We start from the raw sequence: 21,674 nt of genomic DNA, 5'->3' as shown, positions 1-21,674 counted from the left end.
AGCTCCAACACGATCGTGACGGGGACGCCGCCGCGCCACGCGTGGCCCGGCCGCTGTCGTCGCGCGCCTCCGCCTCCCGGACGATCCGGACACGCATGTCCGGCCACAACCAAGTCCCCGCAGTCCAGATCGGCGCAAACGCCGGCGACGCAATGCGAGCGGACGCAAGAGGAAACCCAAAGGGGAAGACATGGCGGAGGGCGCGCAGAGCGTATCCAACAGTGACCTGAGGCGCGTCGTCGCCGCCAGCGTCATCGGCGCAACAATCGAATGGTACGATTTCTTCCTCTACGGCATCGTGGCGGGGATCGTGCTCAACAAGCTCTATTTCCCGACCGACGACGCCGTCGTGTCGACGATGCTTGCCTATACGACCTTCGCGGTCGGCTTCGTGGCGCGTCCGCTCGGCGGCGTGGTGTTCGGCCATTTCGGCGACAAGCTCGGCCGCAAGTCGATGCTGGTGATGACGCTGATGATCATGGGCGTCGCGACGGTCATCATCGGCCTCATCCCGACCTACGAGCAGATCGGCATCGCGGCGCCGCTGCTGCTGCTCCTGATGCGCATCCTGCAGGGCATCGGCATCGGCGGCGAGTGGGGCGGCGCGGTGCTCATGGCTTATGAATACGCGCCCAAGGAAAAGCGCGGCTTCTACGCCAGCCTTCCCCAGATCGGCCTGGCGCTCGGCCTCTGCCTCGCCTCGGGCGTCGTCGCCATCATGTCGAGCCTGCCGGACGAGCAGTTCATGTCCTGGGGCTGGCGGGTCGGCTTCCTGCTCAGCATCCTGCTTGTGGCGGTCGGCCTCTACATCCGCCTCAAGGTGCTCGAGACGCCCGAATTCGCGAAGGTGAAGGAAACCGGCAAGGAAGCCGACGTGCCCTTCATCCACATGATCAAGAAATATCCGCGCAACATCATGCTCGGCATGGGAGCGCGCTACATCGACGGGGTGTTCTTCAACATCTTCGCGGTGTTCTCGGTCGTCTATCTGTCGAAGAACGTGAACATCCCGCGCACGACCGCGCTCTGGCTCGTGACGCTCGCGGCCTTCGTGATGATCTTCGCCATCCCGCTCGCCGGAAAACTGTCCGACAGGCTCGGGCGGCCGAAGACCTACGCGCTCGGATCGTTGCTGCTCGCGATCTGCGCCTATCCGTCCTTCTACCTGATGAGCACCGGCGACCCCTTCATGGTCGCGCTCGGCATCGTGATCCCGTTCGGCATCGTCTACGCCGTCTGCTACGGGCCCGAGGCCGCCTTGTTCGCGGACCTGTTCGACGCGAACGTGCGCTACACCGGCATCTCGTTCGTCTACCAGTTCTCCGGGATCTTCGCGTCGGGCCTGACGCCGATCATCGCGACCTGGCTCCTGGCGAAGGGCGGCGGCCAGCCCTGGCTGATCTGCGCCTATGTCGTGTTCGCGGCGCTCGTCAGCATGGGCTGCGCCATGGCGATGCGCACCGCGGCGAAGCAGCCGGACGAGCTCCGCGCGGAATTGAAGACGGCCACGACCTGACGGGAGCGGCCTTATCAGAAACAGACGGCCCGCCTTACGAGGCGGGCCGTTTTCGTTTTCGAGGTGCGCCGACGCCCCAGATCGTCATCCGGGCCTGCGGGTCCGGCGGCAGGCGCAGCCGCCCCTAACCCACCGGCTCCAGCTGCTGCGTTGCGAGCGCTGCGGCGTCGCGGGCGATGACGCCCTCCTCGTCGGTCGGGATCACGAAGGCCGCGACCCGGCTGCCCGGGGCGCTGATGCGCTCGGCCGACCGCGCGCTGGCTTCACGGTCGAAAGACAGGCCGAGCCAGGCGAGCCCGGCGCAGACGCGCTCGCGGATCTCCGCCGAGTGCTCGCCAATCCCGGCGGTGAACACCAGCGCGTCCAGGCCGCCGAGAACGGACGCCATCGCTCCGACCTCGCGGACGATGCGGTAGACGAACTGCTCGGCCGCCAGCCGCGCATCCGGCTCCTCGCTCGCCAGCACCTTGCGCATGTCTGCGCTGACGCCGGACAGGCCCAGAAGGCCGCCGCGGCGATAGAGCAGGTCCTCGAGGCTTTCGACGTCATCGCCGCGCTCGCGCATCAGGTAGAGCAGCACGCCGGGATCGAGCAGGCCGCAGCGCGTGCCCATCAGCAGGCCGTCGAGCGCGGAGAAGCCCATGGTGGTCTCGACCGACCTGCCGTCGCGCATCGCGCAGAGACTGGCGCCATTGCCGAGATGCGCCACGACCACCCGGCGGCGCTCGGCCTCCGACAGCCGCTTCGGCAGCTGGCTCGCGATGTAGGAGTAGGAGATGCCGTGGAAGCCGTAGCGTCTGAGACCCTTCTCGCGGAGCTCCCTCGGCAGAGCGATGGTGTAGGCGACGGCCGGGATGGTGCGGTGGAAGCTCGTGTCGAAGGACGCGACCTGCGGCAGGCCCGGCGCCACCTCGGCCACCGCGCGCATCCCCGCGAGATTGTGCGGCTGATGAAGCGGCGCGAGCGGGATCAGGGCTTCGAGACGCGCGAAGGTCGCGTCGTCGACCAGCGCCGGCGCGCCGAATTCCGCCCCGCCGTGGACGACGCGATGGCCCGCCGCGATCAGCCGTTCGCGGCCGAACAGGGCGAACAGCCGCTTCAGCGAAACCCGCACCGCGTCGGCGTGGCCCGTGACCCCGGAGGCTCTGAGCTTCTCGCCGTCGACCACGCGGCGGTCGTCTTCGGAAAGCGTAAGCGACGGATCGTCCGGGATGTTCTCGACCTGCCCTCGCCAGCGCGCAGATCCCAGCCCCTCGGGACCGGCCTCATAAGCCGCGAACTTGACGCTCGAGGAGCCCGCATTGAGGACCAGGATGACCGGATCCGCCATGATGCCTCTTGTTCTGAGGAGACTGCGCCAGAAGGGGGCTGCGCACGGCGACGACTCCGCCGCGCGCCTTCTTATTCGAGCATTTTTAAGCGTAGACGCCCGCAAGCGCGATGGCGATTTCGTGCGGCGTGTCGACGACGCGGACGCCCGCCTGCTCGAGCGCCTCGCGCTTCGAGGCGTAGCCGCCGCGGCCGCCCGTCACGATCGCGCCCGCATGGCCCATCTTCTTGTCCGGAGGAGACGAGCGCCCGGCGATGAAGGAGGCGATCGGCTTGCGCATCGTCCTGGCGTATTCGGCCGCCTCCTCCTCCATCGTCCCGCCGATCTCGCCGATCATCGCGATCGCGTGGGTGCGCTCGTCGCGGTCGAGCGCCTCGAGCGCGTCGCGGGTCGTCGTGCCGATCATCGGGTCGCCCCCGATGCCGATGAAGGCCGACTGCCCAAGGCCCGCGCGCGTGAGGTTCAGGCAGATCAGCGTGCCGAGGCTGCCCGAGCGCGAGATGACGCCGACATGGCCCGGCTTGAAGATGTTGGGGTTGTGACCCGGCATGATCCCGACGAAGCCCTCGCCCGGCGTCACGATGCCGGCTGTGTTCGGCCCGACGATCCGGCAGCCGGCGCGTTTCGCCCGCGCGTGGATCTCCAGCACGTGCTGCGCCGGGATGTGCTCGGTGAGCACGACGACGCACCCGATCCCGGCGTCGATCGCGTCCACGATCGCGTCGCGCGCCAGCATCGGCGGCACGAAGATCACCGAGATGTCGCACGCGATCTGTCTGGTGGCTTCGACCGCGCTCGCGAACACCGGCACGCCGAGATGGGTCTCGCCGGCGCGCTTGGGGTTCACGCCTGCGACCACGGACGTGCCCATCTCCATCATCTTCTGGGACCAGAACGTCCCCTGCTTGCCCGTGATCCCCTGGACGAGGACCTTCTGTCCGCTGCGATAGATCATTGCGCCGCCTCGACCGCGGCCTTCACCGCGTCCTCCATGAGATCGTAGGGTTCCAGCCCGAGCCGGTCGCGGACCAGCGCCACCGCCTCGTCCTCGCCGGTGCCGTGGATCGAGAAGAACACCGGCACGCTGGGCTTCAGCGTCTCCCACGCCTTCACCACGCCCTCTGCCATGACGTCGGTGCGCGCGAAGGCTCCGCAGAAGTTCACCACAAGGCTCTTCACGCCGGGGTTCGACAGCACGAGATCGAGCGCGGTCTCGGCCTTGGTGTAGGCCTCGCCGCCGATCTCGAGGAAGTTCGCCGGCCGGCCGCCGGCGTGGTTGATGACGTCCATGGTGGTCATCGTCAGGCCGGCGCCGTTCGCCAGCACGCCCACATCGCCGTCGAGCTGGATGAACTTGAGGCCCACCTCCGCGCCCCGCCTTTCGAGTTCGGTCTGCTTGTCCGGCGTCGCCGCGGCCGCGATCTCGGGCTGCAGGTCCCGGGAGGCGTCGTCGCCGACGAATTTGCAGTCGAGCGCCACCACGCGCCCGTCCTTGAGCTCCGCCAGCGGATTGATCTCGACGAGCTCGGTGTCCCGCTCGCGGAAGATCCGGTAGAGTTTCGCCAGGATATCGACGACGCCCGCCTCCGCCGAACCGAGCTCGAGGCCGCGCAGCATCGCCCGGGCCTCGGGCTCGCCGAAGCCTTCCAGCACATCCACCACATGGCGGCGAATGGCGTCCGGCCGGTCGAGCGCGACCTCCTCGATGTCCATGCCCCCCTCGGTGGAGAACAGCACCAGCGGGCTGCGGTTCGCGACGTCGATCAGCACCGCGGCGTAGAACTCGCGGGCGATCGCCGCCTTCTCCTCGACGAGCACGCGCTCGACAACGTCGCCGCCGATCGTCATGCCGAGGATCTTGCTGGCGACCTCCGCGCCCTCCTCCGGCGTTTCCGCGACCTTGATGCCGCCAGCCTTGCCGCGCTTTCCGCTCGGCACCTGGGCCTTCACAACCGCCGGACCGATCGCGCGGACGGCCTCCGCCACCTCTTCCGGGCTCGCGCAGAGACGCGCGTTCCCGATCGGCGCGCCAGCCGGGCGCAGCACGACCGACTTCGCCGCATGTTCTTCGAGTTTCATCGGCGTTACTTCCCGTACTTGGTCCAGTGGGGGCCGAACAAAGCTTCTTCGGACGGCTTGTCCTCCGGGATCGGCGTCACCAGGTGGGTGATGTTGATGAAGTGGCGGTAGTTCAGGTTCTCAGAAAGCGAATTCTTCTGCCAGGAGCCGCAGCCCATCGAGAGCGTGAACTCGAGCCCGCTGTCGAAGCCTCCTCCGTTCCCGAAGGTGTGCGCGAAATTCATCAGAACACGCACCACGGGCATCTCCTCCGCGAGCTCCCGCGCGCGCTCAGGCCGCGTGGTGTGCAGGCCGATCGAATGCCCCTTGCCCTGGAGCTCCAGGATCTCGCGGGTCTTGGCCTTGGCGGCCTCGAAGTCGGCGGCGCGATAGACGGTGAGCACCAGCGCGAGCTTCTCGCCCGAGAGCGGGTAGCCGCGGCCGACGCCGGTCTCCTCAACCATGAAGAAGCGCGACCGCCGGGCTTCTTCCGGCAGGCCGAAGGCGGTCGCGAGCGTCTCGGCGTCGCGCGCGATGAGGTGACGGTTGAGCTTGCCGTTCTTCCAGAGTTCGCCGACGACCTTGTCCTTCAGGCCCGGGTCGACAAGGAAGCCTCCCGCCCGTTCGAGCGCGGCGATCGCGGCGTCATAGACCGCGTCCACGATGACGACGGCGTTCTCGGACGAGCACGAGGTGGCGTTATCGAAGATCTTCGACGCGCAGATCTTGCGCGCGGCGGCGTCGAGATCGGCGGTTTCGTCGATCATGACAGGCACGTTGCCGGCGCCGACGCCGATCGCGGGCGTCCCGCTCGAATAGGCGCGGCGGACATTGTCCTGCGAACCGGTGACGACCACGAGTTCGACCGCGCTCATCAGCGCCTGCGTCACCTCCTTGGTGATCGGCGCCGGCAGGATCTGCACGAGGTCGGCAGGCAGGCCGATCGCCTCGAGCGCCTCGCGCATGAAGTTCACGGCCTTCTCGGTGGTGCGGTGGCCGAGCGGCGACGGCGCGATGATGATCGCGTTGCGGCCCTTGATCGCCATCATGGCCTTGTTGACCGGCGTCGCGCCCGGATTGGTGGAGGGCGTCACAGCGCCCACCACTCCGAGCGGCTTGGCGAACTTCACGATCCCCCTCGCCTCGTCGCGCTCGATCTCGCCGACGGTTTTGGCGCGCAGCAGGTCGCGCAGGGTCCCGAAGGTCTTGCGCTGCTTCTTGATCACCTTGTCGGGCACATTGCCGAGGCCGGTGTCCTCGACGGCGAGCGTCGCGAGCTCCTGCGCGTGCTCGGGCTTGTAGAGCGACCAGGCGAGCGCGCGCACCGCCTCGTCGACGCGGGCCTGGTCGGCGTCCGCGAAGGCTTCCTGCGCGGCGCGGGCCCGGCGCATGAGGGCGCCGACCACCTCCTGCGGGTCCGGCGCGGCGCCGGCTTCGACTGCGGCCAAGCTCATGGGGGTCTCCTGTCGGTGTCGTATCAGGCGGCGCACGGGGCGACGGGCGCGGCGGCGCCTTGGCCCGGCGCGATGAAGCGTCGGATGGCCCGCAGCCGGTTCGCGAGCGCGCGCGTCGCGGTCGGGAAGGCCGGCCCTTCGCCCATGCCGGGCGCGAGGCGGCTTGTCTGTTTCCGAACGATGGGCACGGCTCGTCTTCCTCCCGGAACGCGGTTGCTGACGTGTCGACTAGGCTTCGGGCGTCAGGACCCGCTCTGCGCCGCCGACGGACGACAGCTGCGGGGCGGACGGCGGACCGCTCGGCTTTCGCCGGTTGCGGATCAGCCCGATGATCGGCAGCGACAGGGTCAGGATGGCGAGCGCCATCACGGTCCCGGCGATTGGCCGCGTGAAGAACACGGTCCAGTCGTTCGAGAAGCTGATCATCGAGTTCATGAAGCTTTCCTCGGCGAGCGGGCCGAGGATCACGCCGAGCACCAGCGGCGCGATCGGGAACTTGTAGCGCTCGAACAGGTAACCGAGCGCGCCGAAGCCGATCATCAGCCAGAGGTCGGTGACGTTGCTGCGGATCGCCAGCGCGCCGACGAAGCAGAACAGCATCACGAAGGCCGAGACGATCGCCTCCGGAAAGTCGAGGATCTTCACGAGCGGCCGGATCGCGAAGTAGCCCAGCACGCACATCATGGCGATGCCGATGAAGATCGACGCGAAGATCGTGTAGACCATCGCGGACGAGGTCATCATGATCTGCGGCCCGGGCTGGATGCCGTGCAGCATGAAGGCGCCGAGGATCACCGCGGTCGCGCCGCTGCCGGGGATGCCGAGCGCGAGCAGCGGGATCAGCGCGCCCCCGACCGAGGCGGTCGCCGCGCTCTGGGGCGCGACGATGCCTTCGACGACGCCCGAACCCATCTGCGCGCGGCGGCGGCCGAACTGGCTCTCCAGACCGTAGGCCACGAAGGCCGCGACCGTCGCGCCTGCGCCGGGGATTATGCCGATGATGTGGCCGACCACCGTCGAGCGCAGCAGCATGGCCTTGACCTGGCCCACCTCGGCGAGGCTGGGGAGCTCGGTCTTGGTCGAGGAGATCGTGGCGAGCGGCTTGCTGGAGAAGCCGCGCTCGAGGCGCGACAGCACCTCGCCCACGCCGTAGGCGCCCACCATCACGACGAGAAACTCGATGCCGTCCGCGAAGATCGGCATGTCGAAGGTGAACCGGGCGGCGCCGTAGATCGGGTCTGTTCCAACCGAGGCGATCAGCAGCCCGAGCGCGAGGCCGATGACGGCGTTCGCGAGCGAGCCAGACCCGAGGGCGATGACGCTCGTCAGGCCGAACACGAGGATCGCGAAATATTCCGGCGAGGAGAAGCGCAGCGCGAAGCTTGCGACCGACTTCGTCAGCATCACCATCGCGACGGCTGACAGCAGGCCGCCGACCAGCGCCGCGACCAGCGTCCAGCCGAGCGCGCGGGCGGGCTGGCCGTTGCGCGCCATGGCGTAGCCGTCCCAGAGCAGCGGCACGTGGATCGGCTCGCCCGGTATTCGGAACAGAATGGAGGTGAACGCCCCGCCATAGGTGCCGGACACGTACATCGCGCTCAGCAGCACGATCGCGTCGGTCACCTGCATCTTGTAGGTGAAGGGCAGGAACAGAACGACGCCCATGACGAGGGTGAGGCCCGGCAGGACGCCGACCAGCAGGCCCACGACGATGCCGAGCAGGAGCATCAGCATGGTCGTCGGGTGGAGACAGGCGATGAAGCCGTCGCCGAGTTGGGCGAAGATCTCGATCACGATCGGCCCTCCTCAGAAGCTGGTGATGAAGTCGGAGACGCCCGAGAACGGCGCGACGCCGCGCGGCAGGGAGACGTAGACGACGCGCATGAGAAGCAGCGCCGTCACGGCGACGCCGATCAGGCTCGAGGCCCAGATCGCGACATGGTTGCGGGCGCCGCCCACATACATGAAGGCGATCAGGAAGGCGGCGGTCGCGACCGGAAAGCCGAGGGTGTCGAGCGTCAGGGCGTAGATGATCGTCAGTCCGACGCCGAGGGCGAGAAGAAGCGGACGCCGGGGCGCATCGTCCTCTTCCTCCTCCAGCCCGGCGGCGATGCCGACCGCTTCGTCGTCGGAGGAGGACATCAGCGTCCGGGCGATCTGGAACACCGACATCGCGCCGATGAGCACGAGCGCGGCCTTGGGCCAGAAGGCGGGGCCGAGCGCGTCGGGGCGCGCGTCATATTCGACGCCGTTCGCGATGGACCACAGCCATGCGGCGACGGTGAGCAGGATGACGTAGGGAAGCGCCTGCGTAAGCCGCGCGCCCATGCCGAAGCTTCCTCCGACGGGAGCCCCATTCATGGCTCAGCTCGCCTGCTTGATGGCGGCTTTCATGTCGTCGAGCTGCTTCGCCACGAAGGCGCCTGCGCCGTCCGAGGCGATGAAGCTGTCGTCCTTCGCGAACTGCTCCTTGAGGAAGGCCTTGTAGTCGTCCGTGGCCGCGACCTTCTGGAGCGCGTCCGAAAGCTTCTTGACCCGCTCCGGCGGCGTGCCGCCACGCACGATGATCGAACGGAACTGCGGAAGCGCGATGTTGAAGCCGGCTTCCTTCGAGCAGGGCACGTCCGGGAACGCCGCGAAGCGCTCCGATCCGAAGACCAGCAACGGGCGCATCTGCTTGCCGTTGAGGAAGCTGCCGACGTCGCCGGCCTGCTCGTAGAGAGCGTCGGCGTGGCCTCCGAGGATCGAGACGTAGCGCTCGCTCGGCTTGGAGAACGGCACCTGGTTCACCTTCACGCCCTTGGAGCCGAGGAAGCTCAGCGTGAAGTCGTCGACGCTGCCGAAGCCGAGCGTCGCGACCTTGAGCGCGCCCGGCCGCTCCTTGGCGGCCTTGGCGAAGTCGTCCCAGGTCTTGTGGGGGCTGTCCTGCGCCACGAAGATGAAGGAAGGCGCCTGGATCAGCACGGCGACCGGCGTGATGTCCTCCATGGTCCAGCGCGGGCTCTTGCCGGCGAGAAGCGCATGCGCGTCCGCGATGTAGATCGCCGCCGTCTGGCCGTCGGCGGGGTTGGCGAGGATCTTGGCCATCCCGGTCGCGCCCGTGCCCCCGGGGATGTTCACGACCGGCATCGGCTTGCCGATCTCCGGTTCCCCGAGCTGGGCGATCTTTCTGGCGAGCTGGTCCGCGCCGCCGCCCGGACCCCACGGGACCACGAGTTCGATCGGCCGGCTGGGATACTCTTCCGCGAAAGCGGGCTTCACGACGGACATGGCGGCGAGCGCCGAGCCGCCGACGAGAACCTCTCGTCTGCTGACGTTCATGGCTTCCCTCCCTTGCGCGCAGGTCTTTCCGCCGGTTGTCCCGGTCGCAGCCCACGTCGCATCGCCCCGTTGTCCGGGGGTCTCTTGGTTGAAGTCCGCCTTCGAGGCGCCGGCAAAGCCTGCTCCAAAAGGCAAGCCTTCTCGCGTTTCACGAAAGGCTACATGCGCGCCCCGAGACAACAAAGTTCATTATGTGCATCCTGACGATGAAGGAGCTTCATCGGGATGCCTGACCTCGACCTCGCTCTGCTGCGCACCTTCGTGGCGATCGTCGACACCGGAAGCATCACCTCCGGCGGGCGCGCGGTCGGGCGGACGCAGTCCGCCGTCACCCACCAGATGAACCGGCTGGAGTGCCAGCTCGGCCGCACGGTCTTCGCCAATGACCGCCGGCGCATCACGCTGACGGCCGACGGCGAGATCCTGCTCGAATACGCCCGCGTCATGCTGAAGCTTTCCGAGGAGGCCAGGGCCCGCTTCGCGGCGCCCAGCGTCGCCGGAAAGGTCATGCTCGGAACGCCCGACCTCTACGCCGCCTATCTCTTGCCCGACGTGCTCAGCCGCTTCTCCCACGCCTATCCGGATGTCGAGATCCAGCTGCACTGCCGGCGCAGCGTGCATCTGCACTCCGAGTTGATGCGCGATCGCCTGGACATCGCGATCCTGACTGAGCAGCCGGACCTTCAGGGCGGGGAGATCGTGCGCCGCGAACCGCTGGTCTGGGTCGCGGCGCGCGGCGCGCGGCCGGAGCTTGCGGACCCGACGCCGCTCGCGGTGCTGCCCGCCGGCAGCGTCTATCGCCAGCGCGCGCTCGAGGCGCTGTCGTCGGTCGGGCGCAAATGGGCGATCCGCACCGTGAGCGACACGATCGCCGGGCTTCAGGCGGCGGTGCTGGCCCGCCTCGCGGTCTCGGTGTTCCCGCAATGCGCCGTCTCGCCCGGCATGCGGCGGCTCGGCGAGGAAGAAGGCATGCCGTCGCTTCCCGGCATCGGCCTTGTGCTGCTGCGCCGCCCCGCGGGCGTCTCGGACGCCGCCGAGCATCTTGCGCAGTTCATTTCGCGCGCGCTTCCCTCCGCCGCGCCGTTCCGTCCGTCCGTCCGGGAGGGGTGAGGCGGGGGGCCGGACACAATCGCGAAGGGACGCGCCCGACGGCGGGTCTCGAGGGCGCCGGGGGCTCGTGCATCGGCAATGATATCGCACGTCAATCCAACGCCCAACACCTTCCCTTGCTCGTCACGCATCTGAGATGCCACTTCTGGTGACCTTAGGTCGGAAGTATGCCCTTGCGACGGACCGGGCCATTACTCCGCTATCGCATTGCGCAGTCAATGCATTAATCGCACCTGTAATTTGAAAGCATCGCGCTTCTCCAGTCACTTCCGGGCGCTCCAATGATACTGGTGCTGTCCGAATCATCGTATTTATCGACCGTTGCTGCGCACAGTGACGCAAAGATCGTGGCTAAGGGACTTCTACTATCGACGGATCTGAACCCCAGAACTGCGACGTCGTTCAGACGCTCGGCGTAAATTGCCCATGCACCTGAGTCCGAAGCGCAGCCGTATCGTTCAACGTCATATATCCAACCATTCGAGGGCCCACCCTCGCGGAGGCTCGCCATATACTTGTCGGGGGATGTACGACCATCGATTGCTATTACAGACCGCTGAAACGGCGCATCTCTGGATAGGTTCACGAGAGCTACGCATTCTGCGTTTTCAAGGCGGATCACCTCTTTTATCAGCGCCACAAAGTCCTTGGAGAACATGTTGTCTGACGCGAAGATCAGGAAAGCACGCCAGCGTCCAGTGAAAACCTGATCCGGCAGCTTCCTCTCTCTATCTATACTCTCATCGACAACATTTAAGGCGCAAGTCAGCCTGCCCATCTTACCTTACCTCCCCACCTCACTAGCTGATAGGCGAAATCGACGTGGCGGAATGGACGATAGCCAGGATCGAGCGGCAGGCGGGCTGACCGGAGAACGCCTCGCGAACGTAGTGTGGGCCTTTTGCGGGCCTTTACGCGGCGGTGGGGCCTTTTTGCGGGCCCCTGGGGCTCGTTCTGTTCTCTTACCGAGGCCGCTGGCTGAACCTGCCCGGAGCCGAAAATCGTTGAGAACTGAAGGGCTTTGATGGCGACCCCGGCAGGATTCGAACCTGCGACCAACAGCTTAGAAGGCTGCTGCTCTGTCCAGCTGAGCTACGGGGCCGGAAGGTTCAGTGCGTCCAGGGCTCCGGCAGGCCTGCGCGGAAATTGTCCGCATAGGCCATCGCCCGGGGCGGCGCCTCCGGCTTCGGCTCCTCCACCCGGTAGGCGATGCCCTCGCGCGTGGCGTAGGCGATCGCCTCCTCCTTGGTGTCGAAGAACAGCCGCACCTGCTGGCGGGTGTCGCCCGACGAGGTCCAGCCCATCAGCGGCTCGATACGGCGCGCCTCGGCGAGCTCGTGCTCCAGCACCCATCGCCTGGTTTTCGCGGTCCCCGACTGCATGGCGTTGCGGGCGGGCTTGTAGATGCGCGCGGACATGAACGCGGCCTCATTCAAACAGTGCGGCGCTGGTCGGGGCGACATGATTCGAACATGCGACCCCCTGCTCCCAAAGCAGGCGCTCTACCAGGCTGAGCTACGCCCCGAGACCAACGGGAGGCAAGGCTTATGGCTGTTCACGCAATCCGGCGCAAGCGCCCCGGAGCCGAAAGACGTGACGCGGCCGGCCGTTCGCTTCCCCGGCCCCGGGACGAGCGGCCATGACCCTCAGACGGACGCCAGCCGGCGACCTTCCGGAACAGCGGACCGGCCGGACCCCGCCTCGGCGCGGCGCAGCGCGGCCTCGCCCTCCTCGATGTAGTTGCGCGTGAGCGGGGCGGCGTCCTGCTTCCGCGCGAGCTGGAGCTGGAACACCACGACGTTGCGCCAGCGGAACGCCGCCTCGCAGCCGGCGAGATAGAACTCCCACATCCGGCAGAAGCGGTCGTCATAAAGCTTCGCCGCCTCATCCCGCCGCGCCATGAAGCGCTCGCGCCAGTCGCGCAGCGTGGAGGCGTAGTGCAGCCGCAGTATCTCGACGTCGGTGAGCACGAGCCCCGACTTCTCGATCCAGGGCATCAGCTCCGAGAGCGCCGGCAGATGCCCCCCGGGGAAGATGTACTTGTCGATCCACGGATTGGTGAACCAGGGCCCGTCGGACAGGCCGATCGTGTGCAGCAGCATCACGCCGTCGTCGGCGAGCAGGCTCTTGCACTTCTCGAAGAAGGTGCGCTGGTTGTGCAGGCCGACATGTTCGAACATGCCGACCGAGACGATCCGGTCGAAGCGGCCTTCCACCGCTCTGTAGTCCTGCATCTCGAACCGCACCGCGCCCTCGAGCCCGGACTCTCGGGCGCGCCGTTGCGCGGTCGCGAGCTGCTCATCGGACAGCGTCACGCCAAGAACTTCGCCGGCTCCGGCGACTCCGGCGAGATAGAGCCCGAGCCCGCCCCAGCCGCAGCCGATGTCGAGCACGCGATCGCCCGGCCGAAGGGCGAGCTTCGCCGCTATGTGTCGCCGCTTGGCGCGTTGCGCCTCCTCCAGCGTGGCCTCCGGCGTCTCGTAATAGGCGCAGGAATACTGTCGGTCTTCGTCCAGGAAGAGGTCGTACAGCCGGCCGTCGAGGTCGTAATGATGCGCCACGTTCCTGCGGGACCGAGCGGCGCCGTTGCTGTGTGAAAGCCAGCGGAGCGCCAGCCGGGCGCGGTCCACCAGACGTCCGAGCAGCGGCTTTCTGAGCGCTGCCGGCTGATCGTGGACCAGTCGCAGGAAATCATAAATCCCGCCCTGCTCCATGATGAGCCGGCCGTCGGTATAGAGTTCGCCGAGCTTGAGATCAGGGTCGAGGACGAGCGCGACGACGGCCATGCGATCCGTGAAGCGGATCCCGACGGGGGGCCCCTGCCCGTCCCCGAAGCTGAGCGTCTGTCCGGAAGGCGAGCGGATGATCAGCGAACCGCGTTCGATGATCTGACGAAAGGCGAGCTTCAGCAGCCAATCCATGATGAGCCTCCATCACGGCGCTATTATGTGCAGTTTCCATGCCGTGAGCATCTCTGTCACGGCAAAGCTGCTCGCTCTGAATCGCGGCTCTTGCGCGCGCCGGGCGCGGCGGTCCCCTTCCCTGTGGAGGCCGGAGATCAAGCGGAGGCGGGGCGCCGCAGCGCCCCGTTTGAACGTCTATTCCGCAGCGACATAGAGAGCGCCCCCCTGTTCCAGGAACTCGCGCGACTTCTCGCGCATGCCCGCCTGCGCCTCCAAAGCTCTGGCCTCGGCCCGAAGTTCCTGGGTGATCTGCATCGAGCAGAATTTCGGCCCGCACATCGAGCAGAAATGCGCCACCTTGTGCGCTTCCTTGGGCATCGTCTCGTCGTGGAACGCGCGCGCGGTGTCCGGGTCGAGCGACAGGTTGAACTGATCTTCCCAGCGGAAGTCGAAGCGCGCGCGCGACAGGGCGTCGTCCCGCACCTTGGCGGCCGGATGGCCCTTGGCGAGATCGGCCGCATGCGCGGCGATCCGGTAGGTGATGACGCCGGTCTTCACGTCGTCCCGGTTCGGCAGGCCGAGATGCTCCTTCGGCGTGACGTAACAGAGCATCGCGGTCCCGAACCAGCCGATCATCGCGGCGCCGATGCCCGAGGTGATGTGGTCGTAGCCGGGCGCCACGTCGGTCGTGAGCGGGCCGAGCGTGTAGAACGGCGCCGCGCCGCAGACGGCGAGCTGCTTGTCCATGTTCTGCTTGATCTTGTGCATCGGCACATGGCCGGGGCCCTCGATCATCACCTGGCAGCCCTTGTCCCAGGCGATCTTGGTCAGTTCGCCCAGCGTCTCGAGCTCCGCGAACTGCGCCGCGTCGTTGGCGTCCGCGATCGAGCCGGGCCTGAGCCCGTCGCCGAGCGAGAACGACACGTCGTATTTCCGCATGATGTCGCAGATCTCGTCGAAGCGCTCGTAGAGGAAGCTCTCCCGGTGACCGGCGAGGCACCAGCGCGCCATGATGGAGCCGCCGCGCGACACGATGCCGGTGACGCGGCTCGCGGTCAGCGGCACATGGGCGAGCCGGACGCCGGCGTGGATGGTGAAGTAGTCGACGCCCTGCTCGGCCTGCTCGATCAGCGTGTCCTTGAACACCTCCCAGTCGAGCTTGAGCGGGTCGCCGTCGACCTTCTCGAGCGCCTGGTAGATCGGCACGGTGCCGATCGGCACCGGCGAATTGCGGATGATCCAGGAGCGGATGTTGTGGATGTTCCGCCCGGTCGACAGGTCCATGACGGTGTCCGCGCCCCAGCGGATCGCCCAGACCAGCTTCTCGACCTCCTCGGCCGCGCCGGACGTCACGGCGGAGTTGCCGATATTGGCGTTGACCTTGACCAGGAAGTTGCGCCCGATCGCCATCGGCTCGAGTTCGGGATGGTTGACGTTGGCCGGGATGATGGCGCGGCCGCGGGCGATCTCCTCCCGCACGAATTCCGGCGTCACGAATTCGGGGATCGAGGCGCCGAAGCTGTCGCCGTCGGCGTGGCGCTCGCGCGCGCCCTCGAGCGCAGCTTCCCGCGCAAGGTTTTCGCGGTGGGCGACATAGATCATCTCCTCGGTGACGATCCCGGCCTTCGCGAACTCGTATTGCGTCACCATCTGGCCGCGCGCCGCTTCGCGGATGACGCGCTGCGCGGGGCACGGAGCGACCAGCTTGTCGGCGGCGACGTTGCCGTTGTCCTCGGGCTTCACCGCGCGACCCGGCGCGACGTCGAGGCCGCGCGCGCCGATCCAGGATTCGCGCACCAGCGGCAGGCCGGCCGCGAGGTCGATGGCGGCGGCGTCCTCCGTATACGGGCCCGACGGATCGTAGACCCGCACCGGCGCCTCGTTCGGATCGGTCAGCCGGATCTCGCGGAACGGCACAAGCAGATCAGGGTGCGACCTCGGCGCCGCATAGACCTTGCGGGAGCCGGCGATCGGGCCGGTGGTGACGCTCGTCGGAGCGGCCTTGGCGTCCTTCGGCGGGACGTGCGCGTTCATGGGATCTCCTCCTCGATGTTCTCGTCAGGAGATCCGGGCGTTGACGAAACGTCTGGGAGGCCTTGCGCGGAGTCCCGCCCTCTCGGCCGTCGGTTCCCGTCCCTTCGCCGGCATGACCCGGATCAGGTTCAAAGGGATCGGCCTCTGGCCATCTCAGCCCCGCATCGCAGCGGGACGCCCCTCGGAACGAGCGAAGGTTAGGAGCGGGCGGGAAGGATGTCGAGAGTATTCGGCAAGGTTCTGGAGGCCAGGCGCTTCCAGGTCGTGATCGGCGGCCCGGCGTCTCCCGCCGGAGCCATGCGACCGCTCAGGCCGGGCGAAGATCCTCGCCGGCGGCATCGGGCCGGCGCGCCTTCACCAGCCGCTCGCCGTCGGCGCTGAGCCCGTAGACGAGGATCTGCGCCGTCCCGATGTTCACGTCCTCGATGGTCTCCGGGTCGATGCCGTCGAGGCGCATCAGCATCGAGCGCAGGGCGTTGCCGTGCCCGACCAGCAGCGCCCGCCCGCCATTCCGCACGGCCGGCGCGATCCGCCGCTCATAGAACGGCCAGACCCTGTCCGCCGTCATGGCGAGACTCTCCCCGCCCGGCGGCACGGCGTGGAAGGATTTGCGCCATACGCGAACCTGCTCCACCCCGAACCGCTCGCGGGCCTGGGTCTTGTTGAGGCCCGCCAGCTCCCCGTAGTCGCGTTCGTTCAGCGCAGGGTCGGCCTCGACCGGCAGGTCGGACTGGCCGAGTTCGGACAGGACGAGGGCCATCGTCCGGCGGGCCCGCGTGAGCGCGCTGGTGAAGGCGTGCGTGAAGCTCAGGCCCAGGCGCTTCAGCTCCCGCCCCGCCGCGCGCGCCTCGTCGACGCCGCGGGCGGTGAGCGCCGGGTCGCGCAGGCCGGAGAACAGGTCCTGCGCGTTGTCTTCGCTCTGGCCGTGCCGGACGAGGACGAGGATGCGGGAGAGATCGGTCGTCATGCGGGCGTCCGTCGTCTTCTTCTCACGGGGCTGCGCCGTGCTCTGGGGCACATATCAAGAAAAAGGCCGGACGCTACGGTCCGGCCTTTTCGGTTCTGCGATGCGCCGACCGGGGTCAGAGGCCCCTGACGATCGCCTCAGTCATCTTCTTGGCGTCGCCGAACAGCATCATGGTGTTGTCGCGGAAGAACAGCTCGTTCTCCACGCCGGCGTAGCCCGAGCCCATGCCGCGCTTGATGAACAGCACCGTGCCGGCCTTCTCGACGTCCAGGATCGGCATGCCGTAGATCGCCGAGGTCTTGTCGGTCTTGGCCGCCGGGTTGGTGACGTCGTTGGCCCCGATCACGAAGGCCACGTCCGCGCCCGAGAACTCGGAGTTGATGTCCTCGAGTTCGAACACCTCGTCATAAGGCACCTGCGCCTCGGCGAGCAGCACGTTCATGTGGCCCGGCATGCGGCCCGCCACCGGATGGATGGCGTACTTCACCTCGACGCCCTCTTCCTTGAGCTTGTCGGCCATTTCACGCAGCGCGTGCTGCGCCTGAGCGACCGCCATGCCGTAGCCGGGCACGATGATGACCTTGGAGGCGTTCTTCATGATGAAGGCCGCGTCCTCGGCGGAGCCCTGCTTGACCGGCCGCTGCTCCACCTGGCCGCCGCCGCCCCCGGACGTCTCGCCGCCGAAGCCGCCGAGGATGACCGAGATGAAGGAGCGGTTCATGCCCTTGCACATGATGTAGGACAGGATCGCGCCCGAGGAGCCGACCAGCGCGCCGGTGATGATCAGCGCGAGGTTGCCGAGCGTGAAGCCGATGCCGGCCGCCGCCCAACCCGAGTAGGAGTTCAGCATCGACACCACGACCGGCATGTCGGCGCCGCCGATCGGGATGATGATCAGGAAGCCGAACACCAGCGACGCCAGCACGATCAGCCAGAAGACCGCGTGGCTCTCGGTCATGCAGAAGATGACCACGAGCACGACGATCAGCGCCGCGAGGCCGATGTTGATCGCGTGCCGCATGGGCAGCATGATCGGCGCGCCAGACATGCGTCCGTCGAGCTTGGCGAAGGCGATGATCGAGCCCGTGAAGGTGATCGCGCCGATCGCGACGCCGAGCGCCATCTCGACCAGGCTCTGGCCGTGGATCGTCCCGACCGCGCCGATGCCGAAGGCTTCCGGCGCATAGAGCGCCGCCGCCGCGACCAGGACGGCCGCGAGGCCGACCAGCGAATGGAACGCCGCGACGAGCTGCGGCATCGCCGTCATGGCGATCCGCTTGGCCGTGAGCGCGCCCACCGCGCCGCCGACGCCGAGGCCGAGCAGCACCAGGATCCAGCCGCCCGCGCCCTGCGGCGGCGAAACGAACAGGGTGGTGGCGATGGCGAGCGTCATGCCCGCCATGCCCATGTAGTTGCCGCGCCGCGACGAGGCCGGGCTCGAGAGCCCCTGCAGCGCCAGGATGAACAGGACGCCGGAGACGAGGTAGAGGATCTGGACGAGGTCTGTCACCGGCCTCAGCCCTTCTTCTTGTACATGCCGAGCATGCGCTCGGTGACCAGGAAGCCGCCGAAGATGTTCACGCTGGCGAGCACGAGGGCGACGAAGCCGAAGGCGCGCGCCCACCAGGGCCCGGACCCGCCGGCGAGCTCGACGCCGACCGCGAGCAGGGCGCCGACGACGATCACCGAGGAGATCGCGTTGGTGACGGCCATCAGCGGGGTGTGCAGCGCAGGCGTCACGCTCCAGACGACGTAGTAGCCGACGAACACGGCGAGCACGAAGATCGCGAGCCGGAACACGAAGGGATCGATCACGCCGCCGGTGGCGCCATGGAGCGCGACCCCTGCGGCGTCGGCGATCTGGTCCGCATAGGCCTGCGCGGCGTTGGCGGATTCACGGGCGGCCTCGGCCGCCGCGCGGGCGCGTTCCAGCGCCTGGTCGGGAGAGAGTTCGGCCATTTAGCGGGCTTCCTGAACGGGCGAAACGTCTGAGGGCGCTTCAGCCGCAGGAGCGGGCGTCGGCGCGTCGGCTGGCTTGACGATCGGGTGGATGAGCGCGCCGTCGCGGGTGAGCGCGGTCGCCTTCACGAGCTCGTCGTCCCAGTTGATCGCGAGCTCCTTGGTCTCCTTGGAGACCAGCGTCTCGAGGAACGCCGTGAGGTTCTTCGCGTAGAGCGCCGAGGAGGACGCCGCGAGCCGGCCGGCGACGTTGGCGTAGCCGACGATCTTGACGCCGTCGACCTCGACCACCTGATCGGCCTTCGAGCCCTCGACGTTGCCGCCGCGCTCGACCGCGAGGTCGACGATCACGGAGCCCGGCTTCATCGACTTCACCATCGCGGTGGTGATGAGCCGCGGCGCGGGGCGCCCCGGGATCAGCGCCGTGGTGATCACGATGTCCTGCTTGGCGATGTGGCTGGCGACCAGTTCGGCCTGCTTCGCCTTGTAGGCGTCCGACATCTCCTTGGCGTAGCCGGCGGAGGTCTCGGCCTGCTTGAACTCGTCGTCCTCGACCGCGACGAACTTGGCGCCGAGGCTCGCCACCTGCTCCTTGGCGGCGGGCCGCACGTCGGTCGCCGAGACCACCGCGCCGAGACGGCGGGCGGTGGCGATCGCCTGGAGGCCGGCGACGCCGGCGCCCATCACGAAGGCCCTGGCCGGCGGCACGGTGCCGGCGGCCGTCATCATCTGCGGAAAGGCGCGGCCGAACTCGGCGGCCGCGTCGATCACCGCGCGATAGCCGGCGAGGTTCGCCTGGCTGGAGAGCACGTCCATGACCTGCGCGCGGGTGATGCGGGGCATCAGCTCCATCGCGAAGATCGAGGCGCCGTTCCGGGCGAGTTCGGCGATCTCGGCGCCCTTGCCGTAGGGGTCCATCACGCCGATCACCAGCGCGCCGGGCTTCAGACCCTCGAGCCCGCCGGCCGCGGGGCGCCGGACCGTCAACAGCACGTCGGCGCCCGAGAGGGCCTCGCCGCGCGAGCCGGCGATCGTCGCGCCGGCTTCCCTGTAGGCTTCATCCGTGGCGCCGGCCGCAAGGCCCGCGCCGCTCTCGACCGTCACCTGGGCGCCGGTTCCCACGAGCCGCTTGACGACGTCTGGCGTCAACGCGACTCGGGTTTCGGCGGGGTCGGTCTCCTTGGCGACGGCGATCCTCATCGCCTCAGCCGAACAACACGTAGAGGCCCAGGAGCACCACGCCGGCGACGATCGACGGCACGACGGATCCCTTGGGGGTCATGGCGCCGATCACGCCGGAGCCGATCGCGAGCAGCACGCCGATGCCGCAGAGGCCCCAGTGGCCCTTCACCCCGCCGATCGCGAGCGCGATCATGACCAGCACCACGGCGGCGGTGCAGACCTTGGAAAGCTTCAGGAAATTGGCGTAGGTGCGCTCATGCTCGGCGTAGTCATTGCCCGGCGCGGCGGCGTATTCGACAGCGTGATCGGCCATGCTGGCTCCCCATTGCGGCGTCTAGAAAGCGTCGTTGTGTCGCCATGTACCGGAAAGGCCCAGACGCGGCAATCGCGCCGAAAGTCTGGCATGCCACATACCAGTGAGCGTGCTAGGGGAGCCGGCTCATAGCCCCGCGGCCTTCAGCGCCGCGCTCTGCCGCGCGGCGACCTGCGCCTCCGAGAAGTCCCCCATCGCCTCCCGGAACAGGGCCGAAAAGTTCAGTTCGGCCTGCAGGTGCAGGAAGACGGCGCCGAGCCCGATCGCCGCCCGGTCCATGAACACGAACTCGCGAGGCACCGTCACGGGGCCCTTGCGCTTCAGCTCCTGCTGGACCTCGAAGGCCTGCTTGCGGCCGTATTCGCCGGGCGATACGCCGTCCGCGATGGTGCGCACCCGGTCGTCCAGCAGCGGGCCGTAGATGAAGCGCGCCCAGATGTTCAGGACGTCGATCAGCTCGCGCTTGAGGTTCTTGAAGCCCCAGACCTCGTAGGCACGGACGACCCGCGCCTCGTCGCCGTCGCGCAGGCCCTCATAGAGATCGACCACGCCGCCCACGAAGGACGGCGGGAAGATGCGGATGCAGCCATAATCGAGCAGGTTGATGCCTTGCGGCTCGCCGCCTTCCGAGAACGCCGTGTAGTTGCCGAGGTGCGGGTCGCCATGGATCACCCCATGGGTCGAGAACGGACCCCACCACGCCTTGAACATCGCGACCGCCAGCCGGTTGCGGATCTCGAGCGGCGCGTCCTTGTGATCGAGCAGCCGCGTTCCCTCGAGCCAGTCGAGCGTGAGCAGGCGCCCGGTCGAGAGCTCCGGCCGCACGCCCGGCACGCGCACTTCGGGGACGCCGTCGAGCATCAGCCCGTAGAGCGCCGCGTTCCTGGCCTCGTGGCGGTAGTCCAGCTCCTCGCGGATGCGGGCTCCGATCTCCTCGACGATCTGGCTGGTGTCGATCGAGGCGTCGAACCGGCGGCGAATGTCGAACAGCAGCCTGAGCTGGCCGAGATCAGCCTCCACGGTCGAGGCCATGTCGGGATATTGCAGCTTCACGGCGAGCGGCGCGCCCTGATGGTCGGTCGCGCGGTGCACCTGGCCGAGCGAGGCCGCGGCGGCCGGCTCCTTCTCGAACGAGCCGAACTTGTCGAGCCAGTCCGGTCCCAGCTCGGCCGCCATCCGGCGGCGCACGAAGCCGTAGCCCATCGGCGGCGCGTCGGACTGGAGCTGGGCGAGTTCGGCCGCGTATTCCGGGGGCAGCGCGTCCGGGATGGTGGCGAGCAGCTGGGCCACCTTCATGATCGGGCCCTTGAGGCCGCCGAGCGCGGCTCTCAGATCGGCCGCCCGGTCGGCCCGGCCGGCGGCGCGCCCGAACAGCTGCGCCTGCGCGATCCGCGCCGCGACGCCGCCGACATTGACGCCGACGCGGGCGTAGCGCCCGACGCGGGCGGACAGACGGTTACGTTCGAGATCGCGATCGGAAGGCATGCGAGGACTTACGTCGTGCGCGCCGCAGCGGATGCAAGAGCG

19 protein-coding genes, 2 tRNA genes and 1 riboswitch are annotated in these 21,674 nt (G+C 68.0%); of the genes, 2 read left to right on the top strand and 19 right to left on the bottom strand.

What is annotated here, in order from left to right; genetic code table 11:
* The first annotated feature begins 190 nt into the window (after positions 1–190).
* Positions 191–1,516, top strand: coding sequence for an MFS transporter (locus GGR24_RS11385; protein WP_183395477.1), 1,326 nt, complete (start codon positions 191–193; stop codon positions 1,514–1,516).
* Positions 1,517–1,640: 124 nt separating this feature from the next.
* Here the strand turns inward: GGR24_RS11385 and GGR24_RS11380 are convergent, their stop codons facing one another.
* From GGR24_RS11380 to GGR24_RS11350, 7 genes are all read right to left on the bottom strand, one after another.
* Positions 1,641–2,846 carry an acetate/propionate family kinase gene (locus GGR24_RS11380; RefSeq protein WP_183395476.1) on the bottom strand — a complete coding sequence of 402 codons (1,206 nt, stop codon included), beginning with the start codon at positions 2,844–2,846 and terminating at the stop codon, positions 1,641–1,643.
* Positions 2,847–2,931: 85 nt separating this feature from the next.
* A complete protein-coding gene (sucD, locus tag GGR24_RS11375) occupies positions 2,932–3,801 on the bottom strand; it encodes a succinate--CoA ligase subunit alpha (protein WP_183395475.1) in 870 nt (289 codons plus the stop codon).
* Positions 3,798–4,925, bottom strand: coding sequence for a succinate--CoA ligase subunit beta (locus tag GGR24_RS11370; RefSeq protein WP_183395474.1), 1,128 nt, complete (start codon positions 4,923–4,925; stop codon positions 3,798–3,800). The genes sucD and GGR24_RS11370 overlap by 4 nt, the downstream gene beginning before the upstream one ends.
* A 5-nt stretch (positions 4,926–4,930) precedes the next feature.
* Entirely contained in the window at positions 4,931–6,358 is a 1,428-nt protein-coding gene (gene sauS, locus GGR24_RS11365) for an acylating sulfoacetaldehyde dehydrogenase (protein ID WP_183395473.1), read from the bottom strand.
* Positions 6,359–6,586: 228 nt separating this feature from the next.
* The gene (locus tag GGR24_RS11360) at positions 6,587–8,152 is read right to left on the bottom strand and encodes a tripartite tricarboxylate transporter permease (RefSeq protein ID WP_183395472.1); all 1,566 of its coding nucleotides are present in this window, start codon (positions 8,150–8,152) and stop codon (positions 6,587–6,589) included.
* 12 nt (positions 8,153–8,164) lie between these two features.
* Complete coding sequence (locus GGR24_RS11355) at positions 8,165–8,686, bottom strand: tripartite tricarboxylate transporter TctB family protein (protein ID WP_183395471.1); 522 nt, start codon at positions 8,684–8,686, stop codon at positions 8,165–8,167.
* Between the two features lie 36 nt (positions 8,687–8,722).
* The gene (locus GGR24_RS11350) at positions 8,723–9,679 is read right to left on the bottom strand and encodes a Bug family tripartite tricarboxylate transporter substrate binding protein (protein ID WP_183395470.1); all 957 of its coding nucleotides are present in this window, start codon (positions 9,677–9,679) and stop codon (positions 8,723–8,725) included.
* Positions 9,680–9,904: 225 nt separating this feature from the next.
* On the opposite strand from GGR24_RS11350, the gene GGR24_RS11345 reads away from it, so the two are divergent.
* Complete coding sequence (locus tag GGR24_RS11345) at positions 9,905–10,789, top strand: LysR substrate-binding domain-containing protein (protein WP_183395469.1); 885 nt, start codon at positions 9,905–9,907, stop codon at positions 10,787–10,789.
* A 223-nt stretch (positions 10,790–11,012) separates the two neighbouring features.
* Here GGR24_RS11345 and GGR24_RS11340 read toward each other — a convergent pair whose 3' ends face one another.
* The 12 genes from GGR24_RS11340 to GGR24_RS11285 form a co-directional block, all read right to left on the bottom strand.
* Positions 11,013–11,567, bottom strand: a complete 555-nt coding sequence (locus GGR24_RS11340; protein ID WP_183395468.1) for a hypothetical protein — start codon at positions 11,565–11,567, stop codon at positions 11,013–11,015.
* Positions 11,568–11,814: 247 nt separating this feature from the next.
* A tRNA-Arg gene (locus tag GGR24_RS11335) sits at positions 11,815–11,891 on the bottom strand.
* 7 nt (positions 11,892–11,898) lie between these two features.
* Entirely contained in the window at positions 11,899–12,207 is a 309-nt protein-coding gene (locus tag GGR24_RS11330) for an ETC complex I subunit (RefSeq protein WP_183395467.1), read from the bottom strand.
* Between the two features lie 30 nt (positions 12,208–12,237).
* Positions 12,238–12,314: transfer RNA gene (locus GGR24_RS11325), tRNA-Pro, on the bottom strand.
* 121 nt (positions 12,315–12,435) lie between these two features.
* Positions 12,436–13,710, bottom strand: coding sequence for a cyclopropane fatty acid synthase (locus tag GGR24_RS11320; RefSeq protein ID WP_183395466.1), 1,275 nt, complete (start codon positions 13,708–13,710; stop codon positions 12,436–12,438).
* Positions 13,711–13,887: 177 nt separating this feature from the next.
* Positions 13,888–15,726 carry a phosphomethylpyrimidine synthase ThiC gene (gene thiC, locus GGR24_RS11315; RefSeq protein ID WP_183395465.1) on the bottom strand — a complete coding sequence of 613 codons (1,839 nt, stop codon included), beginning with the start codon at positions 15,724–15,726 and terminating at the stop codon, positions 13,888–13,890.
* Positions 15,727–15,808: 82 nt separating this feature from the next.
* A riboswitch (TPP riboswitch) is annotated at positions 15,809–15,918 on the bottom strand.
* A 115-nt stretch (positions 15,919–16,033) separates the two neighbouring features.
* Complete coding sequence (locus tag GGR24_RS11310; protein ID WP_183395464.1) at positions 16,034–16,693, bottom strand: 2,3-bisphosphoglycerate-dependent phosphoglycerate mutase; 660 nt, start codon at positions 16,691–16,693, stop codon at positions 16,034–16,036.
* Positions 16,694–16,808: 115 nt separating this feature from the next.
* On the bottom strand, positions 16,809–18,203 hold the full coding sequence (locus tag GGR24_RS11305; RefSeq protein ID WP_183395463.1) for an NAD(P)(+) transhydrogenase (Re/Si-specific) subunit beta: 1,395 nt from the start codon (positions 18,201–18,203) through the stop codon (positions 16,809–16,811).
* Between the two features lie 5 nt (positions 18,204–18,208).
* Entirely contained in the window at positions 18,209–18,652 is a 444-nt protein-coding gene (locus GGR24_RS11300) for an NAD(P) transhydrogenase subunit alpha part 2 (protein ID WP_183395462.1), read from the bottom strand.
* On the bottom strand, positions 18,653–19,852 hold the full coding sequence (locus GGR24_RS11295) for a Re/Si-specific NAD(P)(+) transhydrogenase subunit alpha (RefSeq protein WP_183395461.1): 1,200 nt from the start codon (positions 19,850–19,852) through the stop codon (positions 18,653–18,655).
* A 4-nt stretch (positions 19,853–19,856) separates the two neighbouring features.
* Positions 19,857–20,147: an aa3-type cytochrome c oxidase subunit IV gene (locus GGR24_RS11290; RefSeq protein WP_183395460.1), complete on the bottom strand. Its 291-nt coding sequence runs from the start codon at positions 20,145–20,147 to the stop codon at positions 19,857–19,859.
* A gap of 126 nt (positions 20,148–20,273) precedes the next feature.
* Positions 20,274–21,632 carry an ABC1 kinase family protein gene (locus tag GGR24_RS11285; RefSeq protein WP_183395459.1) on the bottom strand — a complete coding sequence of 453 codons (1,359 nt, stop codon included), beginning with the start codon at positions 21,630–21,632 and terminating at the stop codon, positions 20,274–20,276.
* Positions 21,633–21,674: the final 42 nt, after the last annotated feature.

The sequence above is a fragment of the Hansschlegelia beijingensis genome, from assembly GCF_014196425.1.
Lineage (GTDB): Bacteria > Pseudomonadota > Alphaproteobacteria > Rhizobiales > Methylopilaceae > Methylopila > Methylopila beijingensis.
The sequence above is the reverse complement of the archived record's forward strand: the minus strand, read 5'-3'. Positions and strand labels throughout refer to the sequence as shown.

What these genes read in the sequence shown, in the direction of transcription:
- GGR24_RS11300 (WP_183395462.1), bottom strand. Translation starts at nt 18,652, where the DNA reads ATGGCCGAACTCTCTCCCGACCAGGCGCTGGAACGCGCCCGCGCGGCG.
- GGR24_RS11385 (WP_183395477.1), top strand. Translation starts at nt 191, where the DNA reads ATGGCGGAGGGCGCGCAGAGCGTATCCAACAGTGACCTGAGGCGCGTC.
- GGR24_RS11320 (WP_183395466.1), bottom strand. Translation starts at nt 13,710, where the DNA reads ATGGATTGGCTGCTGAAGCTCGCCTTTCGTCAGATCATCGAACGCGGT.
- sauS (WP_183395473.1), bottom strand. Translation starts at nt 6,358, where the DNA reads ATGAGCTTGGCCGCAGTCGAAGCCGGCGCCGCGCCGGACCCGCAGGAG.
- GGR24_RS11345 (WP_183395469.1), top strand. Translation starts at nt 9,905, where the DNA reads ATGCCTGACCTCGACCTCGCTCTGCTGCGCACCTTCGTGGCGATCGTC.
- thiC (WP_183395465.1), bottom strand. Translation starts at nt 15,726, where the DNA reads ATGAACGCGCACGTCCCGCCGAAGGACGCCAAGGCCGCTCCGACGAGC.
- sucD (WP_183395475.1), bottom strand. Translation starts at nt 3,801, where the DNA reads ATGATCTATCGCAGCGGACAGAAGGTCCTCGTCCAGGGGATCACGGGC.
- GGR24_RS11380 (WP_183395476.1), bottom strand. Translation starts at nt 2,846, where the DNA reads ATGGCGGATCCGGTCATCCTGGTCCTCAATGCGGGCTCCTCGAGCGTC.
- GGR24_RS11310 (WP_183395464.1), bottom strand. Translation starts at nt 16,693, where the DNA reads ATGACGACCGATCTCTCCCGCATCCTCGTCCTCGTCCGGCACGGCCAG.
- GGR24_RS11285 (WP_183395459.1), bottom strand. Translation starts at nt 21,632, where the DNA reads ATGCCTTCCGATCGCGATCTCGAACGTAACCGTCTGTCCGCCCGCGTC.
- GGR24_RS11350 (WP_183395470.1), bottom strand. Translation starts at nt 9,679, where the DNA reads ATGAACGTCAGCAGACGAGAGGTTCTCGTCGGCGGCTCGGCGCTCGCC.
- GGR24_RS11370 (WP_183395474.1), bottom strand. Translation starts at nt 4,925, where the DNA reads ATGAAACTCGAAGAACATGCGGCGAAGTCGGTCGTGCTGCGCCCGGCT.
- GGR24_RS11290 (WP_183395460.1), bottom strand. Translation starts at nt 20,147, where the DNA reads ATGGCCGATCACGCTGTCGAATACGCCGCCGCGCCGGGCAATGACTAC.
- GGR24_RS11295 (WP_183395461.1), bottom strand. Translation starts at nt 19,852, where the DNA reads ATGAGGATCGCCGTCGCCAAGGAGACCGACCCCGCCGAAACCCGAGTC.
- GGR24_RS11355 (WP_183395471.1), bottom strand. Translation starts at nt 8,686, where the DNA reads ATGGGCGCGCGGCTTACGCAGGCGCTTCCCTACGTCATCCTGCTCACC.
- GGR24_RS11340 (WP_183395468.1), bottom strand. Translation starts at nt 11,567, where the DNA reads ATGGGCAGGCTGACTTGCGCCTTAAATGTTGTCGATGAGAGTATAGAT.
- GGR24_RS11330 (WP_183395467.1), bottom strand. Translation starts at nt 12,207, where the DNA reads ATGTCCGCGCGCATCTACAAGCCCGCCCGCAACGCCATGCAGTCGGGG.